Source organism: Achromobacter sp. SIMBA_011 (genome assembly GCF_046535435.1).
Taxonomy (GTDB): Bacteria; Pseudomonadota; Gammaproteobacteria; order Burkholderiales; family Burkholderiaceae_B; genus Achromobacter; species Achromobacter dolens.
This window is the reverse complement of the sequence record NZ_JAWRWN010000226.1, coordinates 1-310: the sequence shown is the minus strand read 5'-3', so window position 1 is coordinate 310 and position 310 is coordinate 1. Positions and strand designations below refer to the sequence as shown.

Sequence of the window (310 nt, the reverse complement as noted above, 5' to 3'; positions counted from 1 at the left end):
GTCGCGTGGTATCTCGACAACCAGGTGTGGGTCGACGAAGTGGCCTCGGGTGAATACCGCAAGTGGGTTGAAACCAACTACGCAGCGCGCGCTTGAGGAGTTCATCGATGGCACGTAAGGGCATCATTCTCGCCGGCGGTTCCGGCACGCGTCTGTATCCGATCACGCATGCGGTCTCGAAGCAGCTGCTGCCGGTCTACGACAAGCCGATGATCTACTACCCGATCTCGGTACTGATGCTGGCCGGCATCCAGGACATCCTGATCATCTCCACCCCACAAGACACCCCACGCTTCGAGCAACTGCTTGG

Annotated in this window: 1 protein-coding gene; it reads left to right on the top strand. The window is 59.4% G+C overall.

The genetic code is table 11. From position 1 onward, the window contains the following. Window positions 1-107: 107 nt before the first annotated feature. The coding region (locus tag SB816_RS30690; protein ID WP_410548077.1) for a sugar phosphate nucleotidyltransferase at window positions 108-310 on the top strand (203 nt) is incomplete at its 3' end.